The 15,058-nt window shown below is 70.0% G+C and carries 14 protein-coding genes; 7 read left to right on the plus strand and 7 right to left on the minus strand.

What is annotated here, in order from left to right; translation table 11 throughout:
* Positions 1 to 208: 208 nt before the first annotated feature.
* The 3 genes from OHS59_RS40555 (at position 209) to OHS59_RS40565 (ending at position 4,132) form a co-directional block, all read left to right on the plus strand.
* Positions 209 to 1,501, plus strand: coding sequence for an ATP-grasp domain-containing protein (locus OHS59_RS40555; protein WP_328499550.1), 1,293 nt, complete (start codon positions 209 to 211; stop codon positions 1,499 to 1,501).
* 17 nt (positions 1,502 to 1,518) lie between these two features.
* A complete protein-coding gene (locus OHS59_RS40560; RefSeq protein WP_328498325.1) occupies positions 1,519 to 3,576 on the plus strand; it encodes a CocE/NonD family hydrolase in 2,058 nt (685 codons plus the stop codon).
* Positions 3,577 to 3,739: 163 nt separating this feature from the next.
* Positions 3,740 to 4,132 (plus strand): DUF3662 domain-containing protein, encoded by a 393-nt coding sequence (locus OHS59_RS40565; RefSeq protein WP_328498326.1) that lies wholly within the window; start codon positions 3,740 to 3,742, stop codon positions 4,130 to 4,132.
* A 69-nt stretch (positions 4,133 to 4,201) separates the two neighbouring features.
* Here the strand turns inward: OHS59_RS40565 and OHS59_RS40570 are convergent, their stop codons facing one another.
* Positions 4,202 to 4,693 carry a DUF5709 domain-containing protein gene (locus tag OHS59_RS40570; RefSeq protein WP_328498327.1) on the minus strand — a complete coding sequence of 164 codons (492 nt, stop codon included), beginning with the start codon at positions 4,691 to 4,693 and terminating at the stop codon, positions 4,202 to 4,204.
* 187 nt (positions 4,694 to 4,880) lie between these two features.
* Between OHS59_RS40570 and OHS59_RS40575 the strand changes: the two genes are divergently transcribed.
* The gene (locus tag OHS59_RS40575; RefSeq protein ID WP_328498328.1) at positions 4,881 to 6,245 is read left to right on the plus strand and encodes a phospholipase; all 1,365 of its coding nucleotides are present in this window, start codon (positions 4,881 to 4,883) and stop codon (positions 6,243 to 6,245) included.
* An 85-nt stretch (positions 6,246 to 6,330) separates the two neighbouring features.
* On the opposite strand, the gene OHS59_RS40580 is transcribed toward OHS59_RS40575, so the two are convergent.
* Positions 6,331 to 7,041 (minus strand): dienelactone hydrolase family protein, encoded by a 711-nt coding sequence (locus tag OHS59_RS40580; protein ID WP_328498329.1) that lies wholly within the window; start codon positions 7,039 to 7,041, stop codon positions 6,331 to 6,333.
* Positions 7,042 to 7,243: 202 nt separating this feature from the next.
* Between OHS59_RS40580 and OHS59_RS40585 the strand changes: the two genes are divergently transcribed.
* The 3 genes from OHS59_RS40585 to OHS59_RS40595 all read left to right on the plus strand — a co-directional run bounded on the left by OHS59_RS40585 (position 7,244) and on the right by OHS59_RS40595 (position 10,329).
* Entirely contained in the window at positions 7,244 to 7,654 is a 411-nt protein-coding gene (locus OHS59_RS40585; protein WP_328498330.1) for a VOC family protein, read from the plus strand.
* A gap of 54 nt (positions 7,655 to 7,708) precedes the next feature.
* On the plus strand, positions 7,709 to 8,818 hold the full coding sequence (locus OHS59_RS40590; protein WP_328498331.1) for an adenosine deaminase: 1,110 nt from the start codon (positions 7,709 to 7,711) through the stop codon (positions 8,816 to 8,818).
* A 284-nt stretch (positions 8,819 to 9,102) separates the two neighbouring features.
* Positions 9,103 to 10,329, plus strand: coding sequence for a cytochrome P450 (locus tag OHS59_RS40595; RefSeq protein ID WP_328498332.1), 1,227 nt, complete (start codon positions 9,103 to 9,105; stop codon positions 10,327 to 10,329).
* 145 nt (positions 10,330 to 10,474) lie between these two features.
* On the opposite strand, the gene OHS59_RS40600 is transcribed toward OHS59_RS40595, so the two are convergent.
* The 5 genes from OHS59_RS40600 to OHS59_RS40620 form a co-directional block, all read right to left on the minus strand.
* Positions 10,475 to 11,740: a cytochrome P450 gene (locus OHS59_RS40600; protein ID WP_328498333.1), complete on the minus strand. Its 1,266-nt coding sequence runs from the start codon at positions 11,738 to 11,740 to the stop codon at positions 10,475 to 10,477.
* Positions 11,737 to 12,354: a GTP-binding protein gene (locus OHS59_RS40605; RefSeq protein WP_107019020.1), complete on the minus strand. Its 618-nt coding sequence runs from the start codon at positions 12,352 to 12,354 to the stop codon at positions 11,737 to 11,739. The genes OHS59_RS40600 and OHS59_RS40605 overlap by 4 nt, the downstream gene beginning before the upstream one ends.
* Positions 12,335 to 12,691, minus strand: coding sequence for a DUF742 domain-containing protein (locus tag OHS59_RS40610; protein WP_189776066.1), 357 nt, complete (start codon positions 12,689 to 12,691; stop codon positions 12,335 to 12,337). Before OHS59_RS40610 ends, OHS59_RS40605 begins: the two co-directional genes overlap by 20 nt.
* Positions 12,688 to 13,107, minus strand: a complete 420-nt coding sequence (locus OHS59_RS40615) for a roadblock/LC7 domain-containing protein (RefSeq protein ID WP_328499551.1) — start codon at positions 13,105 to 13,107, stop codon at positions 12,688 to 12,690. Before OHS59_RS40615 ends, OHS59_RS40610 begins: the two co-directional genes overlap by 4 nt.
* A 123-nt stretch (positions 13,108 to 13,230) precedes the next feature.
* Complete coding sequence (locus OHS59_RS40620; protein ID WP_328498334.1) at positions 13,231 to 14,979, minus strand: ATP-binding protein; 1,749 nt, start codon at positions 14,977 to 14,979, stop codon at positions 13,231 to 13,233.
* Between the last annotated feature and the right edge of the window lie 79 nt (positions 14,980 to 15,058).

Here is a 15,058-nt window from a genome sequence, read left to right on the forward strand (position 1 = left end):
ATGAACATGCGGATACGGGTGTCCCGGCGGCTCGACATCACACCTGCGAACACTTCCGGCCGGTGGCGGAGATTTGCCCCGCCGCTCAGGGGTACCCCTCGGTCTTCCGCTTGATCGCTTGATCCGAGGAAGAACTGGAAGGTGGCCGGTGCCCGAAAAGAACGTGCGCGATGTGCAGAACGACGTGAGGACCGACGCGCGGAACGACGTGCAGAACGTCTTCGTGGTAGGTCTCGACGACGCCAACCTGCCGACGCTGGAAGCGGCTGCGGCGGCAAGGTCGCTGCGGTACCACCCGCTGCTGACGATCGAGGAACTGCAGGGCGGTGAGGTGTCCGTCCCCGAGCTCATCGACAAGGCCCGGGCCGTACTGGACGCCTTCGACGGCAGGATCGACGCGATCGTCGGCTACTGGGACTTCCCCGTGAGCACCCTCGTGCCGATCCTCGCCGAGCAGTACGGGACCCGCAGCACCAGCCTCGAGTCGATCGTCAAGTGCGAGCACAAGTACTGGAGTCGGCTGGAACAGCAGAAGGTCACCGACCGGCATCCGCGGTTCGGCCGGGTCGACCTGGACACCGACGACCCGCGGCCCCCGGAGAACGTACGGTTCCCGATGTGGGTCAAGCCCGCGCTCTCGTACTCCTCCGAACTCGCCTTCGGCGTCGAGGACATGGACGAGTTCCGGGACGCCGTCCGGCAGATACGCGAGGGGATCTCCCGGGTCGGCCGCCCCTTCGAGGACATCCTCGGCCGGATCGAACTGCCGCCCGAGATGGAGGGCGTCGGCGCCCGGGTCTGCCTCGCCGAAGAGACGATGACGGGCCTGCAGGTCGCCGTCGAGGGCTATGTCCACCAGGGCGAGGTGACCGTCTACGGCGTGCTGGACTCCATCAACTACCCCGGCACGTCCAGCTTCCAGCGGCACCAGTATCCCTCCACGCTGCCCCCGGCGGTGATCGCGCAGCTGCACGACGTCACCGAGCGCGTCATGCGCCGGATCGGCTTCGAGTCGGCCACCTTCAGCGTGGAGTACTTCTTCGACCCGAAGACCCAGGAGATCAGCCTGCTGGAGATCAACCCCAGGCACTCCCAGTCCCACGCCGAACTCTTCGAGTACGTCGACGGCGTGCCCAACCACCACGCCATGCTCGGCCTCGCCCTGGGCGACGATCCGGCCATGCCGCAGCGCAAGGGCCCGTACGCGATGGCCGCGAAGTGGTACTACCGCTGGTTCACCGACGGAGTCGTGCGCGACGTGCCCTCGGCCGACGACCTCGCCCGTATCGAGCGTGAGTCCGACGGCGTGCGCGTGGACGTCACCACCGAGGAGGGACAGATCCTCTCCGACCTGTCCCAGCAGGACTCCTACAGCTACGAACTGGCGCACATATTCACCGGCGGGAACAGCGAGGAAGACCTCCGGAAGAAGTACGACCACTGTGTGGCCGCGCTGGGACTCGCCTTCGACGAGAGCCCCCAGGACCGACCGCACGCCTGAGAGAGGAAGTCCGCCTCATGCGCTACGTGAGCAACCTGCCGTACGCGACGAAGGAAGAGGAGGACGTCCGTATCCCGATGCCCGACGGCGTCCAGCTGTCGGCCCGTGTCTGGCGCCCCACCTCTTCCGACAACGAACCCGTGCCCGCGGTGCTGGAGTACATCCCCTACCGCAAACGCGACCTCACCTCGGTGCGCGACTCCATGCACCACCCCTACATCGCCGGGCACGGCTATGCCTGTGTGCGCGTCGACCTGCGCGGCACCGGTGATTCCGAGGGCGTGCTGCGGGACGAGTACCTGGAACAGGAACAGGCCGACGCGGAAGCGGTCCTCGCCTGGCTGGCGGACCAGCCCTGGTGCGACGGCACCACGGGAATGATGGGCCTGTCCTGGGGGGCCTTCGCCGCACTCCAGGTCGCCGCGAGGCAGCCGCCGAGCCTGCGGGCCGTCGTCATCGCGTCCTTCACGGACGACCGGCACGCCGACGACATGCACTACATGGGCGGCGCCATGCTGTCCGACAACCTCGCCGAGGCGGGCACCATGTTCGCCTACGCCACCTGCCCGCCCGACCCCGCCGTGGTCGGCGACCGCTGGCGCGAGATGTGGCACGAACGCCTGGAGAACACCGGCCCCTGGGTGCTGCCCTGGCTGCGCCACCAGCGCCGGGACGACTACTGGCGGCACGCCTCGGTCGCCGAGGACTACCGGGCCGTGCGGTGCCCCGTCCTCGCCTCCAGCGGCTGGGCGGACGGCTACTCCAACGCCGTGACCCGGCTGCTCGGCAACCTGGACGTGCCCCGCAAGGGACTGATCGGCCCCTGGTCGCACAAGTTCCCCCACCTCGGAGAGCCCGGCCCCGCCATCGGCTACCTCCAGGAAGTGGTGCGCTGGTGGGACCACTGGCTGAAGGGCGTCGACAACGGCGTCATGGACGGCCCCATGCTGCGCACCTGGATGCAGGACAGCGTGCCTCCGTCCACCTCGTACGAGGAGCGTCCGGGCCGCTGGGTCTCGGAACCCACCTGGCCGTCCCCGCAGATCCATCCCGTCACGTACCCGCTGACCCGGCACCGGATCGGCGCTCCGGCCGAGGACGGGACCGTCGGTGAAGGGGGCGACGAGAGCGTCGGCGGGGGCGCCGAGATGACCGTACGGTCGCCGCTGTCCGTCGGGCAGTTCGCCGGCAAGTGGGCCTCCTACAACGCGCCCCCGGACCTGCCCTACGACCAGCGCGAGGAGGACGGCGGTTCCCTCGTCTTCGAGACCGAGCCGCTGACCGAGCGGCTGGAGATCCTCGGCTCGCCGACCGTGGAACTCGACCTCGCGGCCGACCGGCCGGTCGCGATGGTGGCCGCGCGCCTGTCCGACGTGAGTCCGGACGGCGCCGCCACCCGCGTCACCTACGGGCTGCTCAACATCACCCGGCGGGAGAGCACCGAGAACCCCGAGGCCCTGGAGCCGGGCACCCGCTACCGCGCGACCGTCCAGCTCAACGGAGTGGCCCAGGCGTTCCCGCCCGGCCACCGGGTCCGCCTCTCCCTGTCCACGTCGTACTGGCCGCTCGCCTGGCCGCCCCCCGAGCCGGCGCTGCTGAGCGTGTACGAGGGCTCCAGCACCCTCACGCTCCCCGTCCGCCCGACGGACGAACCGGACGGCGTGCCGGCGGACCCGTTCGAGGAGCCCGAGGGGACATCTCCGCTGTCCGTGACCCGGGTGACCGCCCCGGACGCGCGGTGGGAGGTGAAGCGCGACATGGTCGACTACCGCGCCGAACTGGAGATCGTGAAGGACCAGGGCCTCGTCCACTTCGACGAGATCGACCTCGACGTCGGCCGTCGCGCCTACGAGCGCTACACGTCCGTCGCCGACGACTTCACCTCGGCCACCGGTGAGTCGACCTGGACCATGCGCTTCAGGCGCGACGACTGGGATGTCCGCGTGGAGACGCACACCCGGCTGACCTGCGACGACACCGACTTCTTCGTGGACGCCACCCTGGACGGCTACGAGGGTGAGCGCCGGGTCTTCTCCCGCACGTGGAACGAGACGGTGCCACGGGACCTGCTGTAGGCGGCCCCAGGCCCCCAGGCACCGAGGCGACGACGCGTTCCCGGAACCCTCCGGGGACGCGTCGTTCTCCGTTGCCCGGGCACCCGCAGGAGAACAGTGGAGCACCACGACACGGAAACGACACGGCCCAGGACATTCAGAAACGATCGAGGAGAAGCAGAGCGTGAGCACACTCACTGGTCTGGAACGAGCGATGGAACGCCTCGGAGGGTCCCTGCTCGCGCACATCCGTCACAAGGAACCGGTCGAACTGGTCGAAGCCCTGCACAAGGAGTGCGACGACAACATAGTGGTGTGCAGCGGGAGCCTGACCGTCGTCCCCAACGCCTACGACGTCGAGCTGGCCGAGTTCGCCCACAAGGAACTGGAGCGCAACGGCGGGCGCATCGACCAGGTGCTCACCGACAGCCTGCTGCGGCACGGCGAGAAGATGGGCTATGAGTGGGCCGGCCCGCTCACGGTGCACGTCACCAGGTCCCCGGACCTGCCCAACGGCCGGTACCGGGTGGCGAGCCATGTCATGAAGAACGTGCGGGCCGGCGCCTTCCAGCACTGACCGACCGCACCTGGCCCCCGTGTGCCTTGCGGATCCCGGCCGGCCCGACCACCCGGGCCGGCCGCCGAGTCAGTCCCGCCGCAGGGGCGTCGGAGGCACTTCCTCCTCCTCGGGTACGACGTGCATCGCGGCCTCCTCGGCGCCCGCCGCCCCGCCGTCGATGCCCACGTCCGACGCGACGGCCTCCTCCTCCATGTCCGCGTGCGCGCCCTCGTCCGGCGCCACCAGACGGCCCGCGCGCTCGTCTCCGGCCTCGGGGTCGGTCGCCTCGCCCTCCCCGTAGGGCAGGTCACCGATGCCGTCGCCGGCCGGGGTCTCCGCGTCGGGGACCTCCTGGCTCAGCCGCTCGTCGAGCGACTCGCCCTCGTGCTGCTCGGCCGCCGTGACGCCGGTCTTGGTGACACCCAGCGGCTTCTCGGGCGGCGAATAGCCCTCGTCGAGCACGTCGTCGTACGTTCGTTCGTCCACCGCGTCCTGGAGATCCAGCGGGGCCGCGTCCGCCTGCTCCTCGTTGGTCCCCGTGGGCTGGTAGACGTCGTCCGCCATGCTGTCGTCGCTCATGTCCGGCCTCCTGGTGCGGTGATCATTTCTTGCTCCCCGTAGGAGTACCGCGGTGCCCGGCATACGCCCCGTGAAACACCGCGCTATTGACCGGTACATACCAAGCCGATTGAGTGTCCCGCGCAGACCCCCCACTTTCCCGGCCGCCGACCAGGCGCCGCCGCGCTGCCGAAGGGACCCCGTCACCATGCGGAGACACCGCCCCCTGTTCGCCCTCACCGCCGCCGGAGCGGCCCTCACCACCGCCCTGGCCGCTCCCGCCCACGCCGCGGAGGTGCCCACGGCGGGAGTGTTCTACGTACAGAGCGCGGTCACCGGCCTGAACGCCGCCGACAGCGGGGGAGCGGTCGTCCAGCGCAACCCCAAGGGCAACGAGGACCGCCAGCAGTGGACGCTCCGGGCCACCGGCGCCTCGTACGTGCTGGAGAGCACCGACACGGCGGGCAGCTGTCTCGGGCGGTCGGGCGGTCAGGCGCGAACCGTGGCCTGCACGGGCGCCGACGCCGCGTGGGAGATCACGCCGACGGGCACCGACCGGTACCGGCTGAAGGTGCCCGGCGCCGACCAGTACCTGACCGTCGGAGCGAAGGCATCCGGGGCCAACTACCCGGCACAGCTGGTCGTGGGCGCGGCCGGTGACCCCGCCGCCTGGTACCTGACTCCGGTGACGTCCCCGACCTCCCCGATGCCGTCGACGGACCGGCGCACCCTCGACCAGGTCACGTTCCTCACCTCCCACAACGCCTACGCGAACGGCGTCGACGGCGGTTTCGCGCCGCCCTTCGTGAACCTCGTCCCGAACCAGAGCCGGGGCATCAACCAGCAACTCACCGACGGCGTACGCGGGTTCATGCTGGACATCCACCAGACCTCGGACGGCGCGATCCTGTGCCACAACAGCTGCACCCTCGTCAGCCGGCCGGTGGCGCTGAACGTGGACATCCAGCGCATGGTCGACTTCCTCCGGCAGAACCCGAACGAGTTCATCACCGTGTTCCTGGAGGACTACGTCGACCCGGGCGTCCTGCGCGGTGAACTGGCCCGCGTGAACGGCCTGTCCGATGTCCTCTACCGCCCGGACCGGACCGGCGTACGCGCCGACGGCTGGCCGAGGATGGCGGACCTGATCGCCGCGAACGACCGGCTGCTGCTCCTCACCGACCACAGCCGCTCCGCCGACCAGTCGGCCGGGCTCACCCGGGACAGCTTCGGCGTCATGTACCAGCGCGAGTGGACCGTGGAGAACTACTGGTCCATGGGTTCGGGTCTCGGCAGCTCCGACTGGTCCTGCTACAGCCGCTGGTACGACGCCAACACCAACGTCCCGCTCACGGCGACGGCGCCGCCCTTCCGCCCGCTCTTCGTGATGAACCACTTCCGGGACGCGGCGATCGCCTCGACCGCGACCACCGACAACACCAAACTCACCGACCGGGCCCAGCGCTTCTGCCAGCCCGCCGCCCGCAAGAAGCCCAACTTCCTCGCGGTGGACCGCTACGACCTCGGCTCGCCGGCCTCGGCGGTGGCGACCCTGAACACGTACACGTACTGACCTCCACGTGCCGACGTGCGCGGCTGCCCCCGGCGGGACCGGGGGCAGCCGCGCACATCACCGCTCGACGAGGCGAGGTGTGCGGTCAGCCGAGCTGCGCGTGCAGGAACTCGACCGTGCTCCGCCAGGCCCGCTCCGACGACTCGGGGTCGTGGACCTCCGGGCGGCCGTCGTTGAAGAAGGCGTGGTCGGCCGGGTAGACGCGGAAGTCCGGGGTGATGCCGGACTGCTCGCGGACGGTCTCCCCGAGAGAGGTGAGGGAGTCCACGGGGATCGCGGTGTCGCGCTCGCCGTAGTGACCGAGGATCTGCGCCTTGAGGCCGGAGAAGTCGGGGGCCTCGCCCTGGATGACGCCGTAGAACGGGACGGCGGCGCGGACGCGGGGGTCGGTGGCCGCCTGGTACAGGACGAAACCGCCGCCCATGCAGAAGCCGACCGAGCCGACGGTCTCGGACGTGACCTCCGGCATCGCCAGCAGATGGTCGACCGCGCCGGACAGCAGCTCGACACCGCGCGGCACGGGCAGCTCCTGCATCATGCGGTACGCCTCACCGCTCTCGTGGGCGACATTGCCGCCGTAGAGATCCGGGGCCAGCGCCACGAAGCCCTCCTTCGCCAGGCGCTCGGTGACGTCCGCGATGTGGTCGGTCAGCCCCCACCACTCCTGGATCACGATGACACCGGGCCCGCTTCCGGCCGGTGGCAGTGCCAGGTAACCGTGCGCGGTGGTGCCGCCGCTCGGAAAGGTGACGTTCTGATGGGCGGGGGCCCCGGTCGACCTGGGCGTCTCGGACATGGTGGGTCACTCCTGTCGCTTGATCTTGTCTCCAGCATGCCGGAGGCGGGTGTCGCGCGAGCAGGCGGCCCCGGCTCCGGCCGGTTCGAGCGCGGGAGCGCCGTATCGATGACGCACTGATGCCACCGGGGTGCCGCAGCGATGGCGTATCCTCGCGTGTTACGTATAACCCCTACCGCTGCGAACCCCCGGAGAGACACCGATGCGACGCGTTGCCCTGGTCACCCTCGTCGTCGACGACTACGACGAGGCGATCCGCTTCTACACCGAGGCGCTCGGCTTCCGGCTCGCCGAGGACACCCCGCGTCCCGACGGGTCCCGCTGGGTCGTCGTGGAGCCGGACACCGGCATGTCCGGCACCGGACTCCTGCTGGCCCGCGCCAGGAACGAGGCGCAGCGCGCCCGCGTCGGTGACCAGACCGGCGGCCGGGTCGGCTTCTTCCTGCACACCGACGACTTCTCCCGCGACCACGCACGCATGCTCGCCGCGGGCGTGACCTTCCTGGAGGAACCGCGGCACGAGGCGTACGGCTCGGTCGTCGTCCTCCAGGACCTGTACGGGAACAGGTGGGACCTGCTGCAGCCCGCCGTCCCCGACGGGGCCGACCGGTAGGCGCTTACGGCTCAGCACTCCCCGCCCACAGACGACCTCCCAAGGAATCACCGCATGACCGCGCCCCGAAACGACTCCCGTAACGACTCCCGTGTCGGCTCCCGTCCCGACACGGACACCATCCGCAGGCTCCCCAAGGCCGTCCTGCACGACCACCTTGACGGCGGCCTGCGCCCCGCGACGCTCGTCGAGCTCGCCCGCGAGGTCGGCCACACCCTCCCCGCCACCGACCCGGACGCGCTCGCCGCCTGGTACTACGAGGCTGCCAACTCCGGCGACCTCGTCCGGTACATCGCCACGTTCGAGCACACGCTGGCCGTCATGCAGACCCGCGAGGGCCTGCTGCGCACCGCCGAGGAGTATGTGCTCGATCTCGCCGAGGACGGCGTCGTCTACGGCGAGGTCCGCTACGCCCCCGAGCTGATGCTGAACGGCGGGCTCACCCTGCCCGAGGTCGTCGCGACCGTTCAGGAGGGCCTGGCCGCCGGCATGGCGAAGGCGGCCGCCGCCGGTACGCCCGTCCGGGTCGGCACGCTGCTGTGCGGGATGCGGATGTTCGACCGCAGCCGCGAGATAGCCGACCTGGCCGTGACGTTCCGGGACGCGGGTGTCGTCGGCTTCGACATCGCGGGCGCCGAGGACGGCTTCCCGCCCGCCGACCACCTCGACGCGTTCGAGCATCTGCGCGTCGAGAACGTCCCGTTCACCATCCACGCCGGCGAGGCCCACGGCCTGCCCAGCATCCACCAGGCGCTCCAGGTCTGCGGCGCCCAGCGCATCGGCCACGGCGTGCGGATCACCGACGACATCGTGGACGGCAAGCTCGGCCGCGTCGCCGACTGGATACGCGACCGCCGGATCGCCCTGGAGATGTGCCCCACCTCCAACCTCCAGACGGGCGCGGCCACCTCGATCGCCGACCACCCGATTACCCGGCTGCGTGAGCTGGGCTTCCGCGTCACCCTCAACACCGACAACCGCCTCGTGTCCGGCACGACCATGACCCGCGAGATGTCGCTGCTCGTCGACGAGGCGGGCTGGACCCTCGACGACCTGCGCGCGGTCACGGTCAACGCGCTCAAGAGCGCGTTCATCCCCTTCGAGGAGCGCAACGCCCTGATCCGGGACGTCGTCCTGCCCGGGTACGAGGTCGGGCCGCGCTGACACGTGTCGAATGAGTCGTGGCCGAAACTGGTCGGCGACTGCGGGGACGGCGGTTCGGCGCGGCGCGAACCGCCGTTCTCCCGGCGACGGAACGATCGTCGGATTCCGGCATAACGGTAGAAAAAACCCGCGTTATAGGAGTGAATCGGCCGGAACGCGCGACGGGGAGGCGCCCACGGTGCGGAAAGCTCAGGCGTTCAACTTCGGCCAGGACTGGACTGTTTGAGCCATCGAAAGATCATTAACCTGTTCCTCGACGGCACGCATCTACCAAGAGGAGTTCCGTGTCCACTGCCCAGCAGGCGCCCGACATCCTCTCTCCCGAGTTCGCCGCGGATCCCTACCCCGCGTACGCGGCGATGCGAGAGAAAAATCCCCTGATCTGGCACGAGGCCACCCAGAGTTACATCATCTCCCGTTACGACGACGTCGAACGTGTCTTCAAGGACAAGAAGTCCGAGTTCACGACCGGCAACTACGACTGGCAGCTGGAGCCGGTCCACGGCAAGACGATCCTCCAGCTGAGCGGCCGTGAGCACGCGGTGCGACGCGCACTCGTCGCCCCCGCCTTCCGCGGCAGCGACCTGCAGGAGAAGTTCCTGCCGGTCATCGAGCGCAACTCGCTCGCCCTCATAGACGCCTTCCGGGACACCGGTTCGGCCGACATCGTCAGCGACTACGCGACCCGCTTCCCGGTCAACGTCATCGCGGACATGCTGGGCCTGGACAAGGCCGACCACGCCCGCTTCCACGGCTGGTACACCGCCGTCATCGCCTTCCTCGGCAACCTCTCCGGTGACGCCGAGGTGACCGCCGCGGGCGAGCGCACCCGCAGGGAGTTCGCCGAGTACATGATCCCGATCATCCGGGACCGGCGCGACAACCTGGGCGACGACCTGCTGTCCACGCTCTGTGCCGCCGAGGTCGACGGTGTCCGGATGAGCGACGAGGACATCAAGGCGTTCTGCAGCCTGCTGCTCGCCGCGGGCGGGGAGACCACCGACAAGGCGATCGCCAGCATCCTCGCCAACCTGCTGATGAACCCGGAGCAGTTGGCGGCGGTCCACGAGGACCGGAGCCTGATCCCGGCGGCCTTCGCCGAGACGCTGCGCTACACCCCTCCGGTCCACATGATCATGCGGCAGTCGGCCACCGAGGTCGAGGTGTCCGGCGGCACCATCCCGCAGGGAGCCACGGTGACGTGCCTCATCGGAGCCGCCAACCGGGACGAGCGCCGCTACGCCAACCCCGACCGGTTCGACATATTCCGGGACGACCTCACCACGACCTCCGCGTTCTCCGCGGCGGCCGACCACCTGGCCTTCGCGCTGGGTCGGCACTTCTGTGTCGGCGCGCTGCTTGCCAAGGCGGAGGTCGAAACCGGCGTGAACCAACTGCTCGACGCCATGCCCGACCTGCGCCTCGCCGACGGCTTCGACCCGGTGGAGCAGGGCGTCTTCACCCGAGGCCCCCAGTCGCTCCCGGTGCGCTTCACCCCGGTCGGCGCCTGACCACCCACGTCCTCAGCGGGTCGGGATCACGTGTCCCGACCCGCGGAAGACACAGCGCCCCGAAGGACAGCGCCCCGAAGGAGCGCGGGGAACGGCGCGCCCAGCCACGCTGCACCCGCGGAATTGGACGCACCCCGGCGGAGCGCTAGTGCACTGCGGGAGTGAACTGCACCGGCAGCGACGTCAGTCCCCGCATCCAGATGGACGGACGCCAGGTCAGCTCCGAGGGGTCCACACCCAGCACCAGATCCGGCAGACGCTCCAGGAGCGTCTCCACCGCCGTACGCGCCATCACGTCCGCGAGGAGCGGCGCCGGATACGGGCAGCGGTGCTCGCCGTTGCTGAACGACAGGTGCGAGGAGTTCTCGGCGCCGACATGCGACTCGGGCCAGATCTGCGGATCCGTGTTGGCCGCCGCGAGGCCGAGGACGAGGCAGTCGCCCTCACGGATGAGCCGCCCGCCGAGCTGCGTGTCGCGCACGGCCCAGCGGCCGATGAAGTTCTGGGTCGGTGTGTCCAGCCACAGCACCTCGTTCAGCGCGTCGCCGACACTGACCCGGCCGCCGGAGACGTTGACCGCGAAACGCTCGTCGGTGAGCAGCAGACGCAGGGTGTTGCAGATCCAGTTCGCGGTCGGCTGCTGGGCCGCCGCGATGACGGAGATCAGGTCCTGCACGATCTCCTCGTCACTGAGATCGGCCGGATCCAGCAGCATCCGCGAGGTGACGTCGGGCCCCGGGTTCTCCCGCTTCTCCTTCACCAGCTGCATGATGCGCGCCCCGACGCGCATGTACGCCGCCACCGGGTCGTCGCCCTCACCGGCGTCGAGCGAGATCCGCAGATCGTCGACGAGCTGCTCGGTGTCCGCGCTGCCCTGCGGCATACCGCACATCCACAGCACCGCACGGGCCGGCAGGGCGTGCGCGTAGGCGTTCATCAGCTCGGCCTGGCCGCTGCCGCCGAACGAGGCGATCAGCTGCTCGGCGATCGTCTGGCACTCGCGGGCCAGTTCGAACTGGTCGACCCCCTCCAGCGCCTGGGTGATGACACCGGCCCTGCGCTGATGCTCCGCGCCCTCGGTGAACAGCACGGACGGCTGGTGACCGACGAACGGCATGAGGGGCCAGTCGGCCGGAATGTTCGGCCACTGGTTCCACCGCCGGGAGTCCCGCGCGAACAGCTCGTCGTGGCTGGTCACGTAACTGACCTCGGGATAGCCGAGTACGAGCCAGGCCGGGACGTCGCCGTCGAGCAGGACCGGAGCGACCGCCCCGTGTTCCCTGCGCATCGTGCGGTACAGCTGCGAGGGTGTCTGCTGGTACTCCAGACCGCCCAGGTGCACGGCGGAACCGTGCGCGGGGCAGCCCGGTGGAGGAGTCTTCGAGGAAGAGGAGCCGGTGGTGTCGCTCACGACGTCCCCTCCTGGGACAGGGCCAATGCGTAGAGGTGGTCCACGAGAGTGATCAGCACTTCCTTGCCCGACGACCTGACCCGCGCGTCGCAGTCGACCATGGGCACATGGTCGCCCAGCGCGAGTGCCTGCCGGATCTCGTCGAGCGAGAACCGCTGCTCGTCGTCGTCGAAACGATTGACGGCCACCACGAACGGCGTCTTGTGGTGTTCGAGCCGGTCGATCGCGTACCAGGAGTCCTCCATGCGCCGGGTGTCGACGAGGACGATCGCGCCCAGGGTGCCGGAGAACAGCCGGTCCCACAGGAACCAGAAGCGCTCCTGGCCCGGTGCGCCGAACAGGTAGAGCACCATGCGCTGGTTGAGGCTGATACGGCCGAAGTCGAAGGCGACGGTCGTCGTGGTCTTGCGCTCCACGCCTGCCGTCTCGTCGACGCCCTGCCCCGCCTGGGTCATCACCTCTTCGGTGTTCAGCGGGCGTATCTCGCTGACCGAGCGGACCAGGGTGGTCTTGCCGGCGCCGAAACCGCCCACCACGACGATCTTCAGTCCGGTCTCGGCGGCATCGGCCAGCGGCGTGCGCTGGGCGGGCAGCTCAGAGGTTGCGGAGCCCATGGAGCACCTCCTGCAGCAGTGCGGTTTCGGGGAGGGTCGCGACGGAATCGGCCGCGCGGGGGTGACGGGCGCTCACCTTGCCCATGGCATGGAGGTCGCCGAGGAGGATCCGTACCACGGTGATGGGCAGCTTGAGTTCGGCCGAGACCTCGACCAGTGCCGTCGGGTGCCGGCACAGTTCGAGGATCCGGACGTGCTCGGACTGCATCCCGGCGGTGGGCTCGCACTCGCTGACGATCAGCGTGACCAGGTCGAAGGCGTCATCGGCTTCGCTGCGTCCGCCCGTGACCGTGTAGAGCCGGTCGGGGTCGCCGATGTCCACGGGTTTGCGGCTCACGCCGAGGCACCCCTGGTGACGGGCGTGCGCGGTTCGGCCCGCAGATGTTCACCGATCTGTTCCACCAGCTCGGTCATCTGATGGCCGACGACGCCCGGGTCGGCGCTCTCCTCGGCGACGACCGCCAGGTGCGCGCCCTGGCCGGCCTCCACGATGAACAGGAGGCCGCCGTGGAACTCGGTCATGGAGTGCCGGACGCCGCCGGTTCCGTCGCCGAACTCCACGGACGCGCCCTGCGCGAGCGCCTGGATGCCGGAGCAGATCGCAGCCAGCTGGTCGGCCTGGTCGAGGGTCAGGTGTTCCGTCCAGCACAGCTTCAGACCGTCCCGGGACAGGACGAGTGCGTGGCGGGTGCCCGGCGTGCGCTCCAAGAGGTTCATCAAGAGCCAGGTGAGGCTGTTGTCAGTGGTCTCCATGATGGGCGGGTCGGGTGCCGGCCAGTCGGCGGTCACCCGGCCCGTTCCTCCAATCCAACGGGGTGCGGCGAATCAGTGCGGGGTGGGCTTGCGAAGCTCTGGGCTGTGCGAAGGGCGGGGGATCTAGCCGTCCGTCCCGGGCCCGGTGTCGGGTCCGGCGTCCTCACCGGGGGCGGCGGGCAGGTCACCGGTGTTACCGGCGGCGTGCCGGCCGCGGTGGAAGGCGCCGAACCGGCTGCCGGCGTCACGCGCCGGACCGTCCGCGTCGGGCTCGGCCCGGGACGGCTCGGACGTGGTCTTCGGCCGTCCTCTTTCCGCCTCGGCCATGGTGCGGCCGGGAGCGCGGACGGGCAGTCCGCCCGGAGTGGCCGCGGTGCGCCTGCGGGGAATGTCGGCCGGGGGCGCCTCGTCCACGGGCGCGGTGGCCCGCGGAGTCCGTACCGGGAACGTTTCCTCGGCCGTGGGGGCCGGTGCGGCGGCCGGGATCTCCGCGGCGGGACGCACACGTTCGGCAGCGACCGGCTCGCGCTGCTGGGCCACGAGCTGGGGCGGCAGCAGTACGACGACACCGGTGCCGCCGCGCGAGGAGGGGCGGTAGTTGACGCTGATGCCGTGCTTGGCGGCGAGGCGTCCCACCACGCTCAGGCCGAGCCGGGTGCCCTGGAGCGAGGCGAGGTCGGTGACCTTGCCCGACACCGACTCCTCCGCGCGGCGCATGGAGGCGTCGGACATCTTCAGGCCGCTGTCCTCGATGGTGATGACGAGGCCCGCGCTGCGCTCCTCCACGTACACGTGGACCTCGTCGATCGGCGGCGAGAAGTTGGCGGCGTTGTCCATGAGTTCGGCCAGCAGGTGCATCACGCCCTCGGCCGCGAAGCCCGCGATGGACGCCTTGCTGGAGTTGTGCAGACGCACGCGCCGGTAGGCGGCGATCCGGCCGACGGAGCCGCGCAGGATGCTCTCCATCACGATCGGCTTGTTCCACACCCGGCTGGAGCGACCACCCATCAGCAGGGCCAACCGGTCGGTCATCAGGCCCAGCTGGGAGGTGCCGTGGTCGAGGCGCAGCAGATCGCCGAAGATCTCCCCGGCGTGCCGGTCCTGCATGTCCCGGAGGTCGGCGAGCATGCCGACGGTCTTGGCCTGGACCCGGCTGAGCGCCTTCGCGGAAGCGGCCTGGGCGGCGGCGGAACGGCGCTCGCTGTACGCGAGTTCCCGGATGAACGATTCGGCGGGGGAGCGCAGCAGCGGGTTGGTCGGCCAGTCGAGCTTGGCGAGAACGGTGTCGGCCGAACTGCCCTCGCGCAGCAGTGACACCGCGGCGGGCAGGGTGTCGTTGGTCAGCCGCTCGAGTTCCTGTGTCCCCTTGGCGAGTTCGCGCCGCATCATGTCGAGGTCCGACTGCGCGTCGGCGGTCCGCCGGACGGACTGGGCGACCTCGGTGGTGAAGACGTGCAGCATCCGCCGCAGATACGGGTCGGAGGGGGTGCGCAGACCGGACAGGACCTCGTCGGGGCCTACGCCGTTCTTCAGCTGCTCGGCCACCGCCGGCAGGGTCACATTGACCAACTGGTCCGTCTCGGCGCCGTGTTGGCTCCAGTTGTTCTTCGTCATCTCCAGTTCGCCGGACCGTGACAGCGTCTGGCGGTGGGCCTTGCGCAACCGGGCGGAGGTGAAGGCGACGACGGCCGCTATGCAGCACCAGGCGGCTATCGCCGTGCCCGCCACCCACGGGCGGGCTCCCTCGGGCGCGAGGCCGACGGCGGCTCCGGCACCCGCGGCCGTGACGACCAGGACCGCGGGGAACACGACCGGAGTGGAACCCGTCTTCTGCGCAGATCGGCGCTGACGGGGGCGAGCAGGCACTGGCATTCCGCGGTCCCTCGGTCCGTGCGAGCAGGAGTACGTCCACAGGTGAAACGTCGCCGAGAAGCCGGAAGATGGTAGGCCA

The organism is Streptomyces sp. NBC_00414 (genome assembly GCF_036038375.1).
In the GTDB taxonomy this organism is placed as follows: domain Bacteria; phylum Actinomycetota; class Actinomycetes; order Streptomycetales; family Streptomycetaceae; genus Streptomyces.

Excerpts from the sequence above, each read along its gene's own strand:
- OHS59_RS40560 (WP_328498325.1), top strand. The coding sequence starts at position 1,519 with ATGCGCTACGTGAGCAACCTGCCGTACGCGACGAAGGAAGAGGAGGAC.
- OHS59_RS40570 (WP_328498327.1), bottom strand. The coding sequence starts at position 4,693 with ATGAGCGACGACAGCATGGCGGACGACGTCTACCAGCCCACGGGGACC.
- OHS59_RS40575 (WP_328498328.1), top strand. The coding sequence starts at position 4,881 with ATGCGGAGACACCGCCCCCTGTTCGCCCTCACCGCCGCCGGAGCGGCC.
- OHS59_RS40580 (WP_328498329.1), bottom strand. The coding sequence starts at position 7,041 with ATGTCCGAGACGCCCAGGTCGACCGGGGCCCCCGCCCATCAGAACGTC.
- OHS59_RS40585 (WP_328498330.1), top strand. The coding sequence starts at position 7,244 with ATGCGACGCGTTGCCCTGGTCACCCTCGTCGTCGACGACTACGACGAG.
- OHS59_RS40590 (WP_328498331.1), top strand. The coding sequence starts at position 7,709 with ATGACCGCGCCCCGAAACGACTCCCGTAACGACTCCCGTGTCGGCTCC.
- OHS59_RS40605 (WP_107019020.1), bottom strand. The coding sequence starts at position 12,354 with ATGGGCTCCGCAACCTCTGAGCTGCCCGCCCAGCGCACGCCGCTGGCC.
- OHS59_RS40615 (WP_328499551.1), bottom strand. The coding sequence starts at position 13,107 with ATGGAGACCACTGACAACAGCCTCACCTGGCTCTTGATGAACCTCTTG.
- OHS59_RS40620 (WP_328498334.1), bottom strand. The coding sequence starts at position 14,979 with ATGCCAGTGCCTGCTCGCCCCCGTCAGCGCCGATCTGCGCAGAAGACG.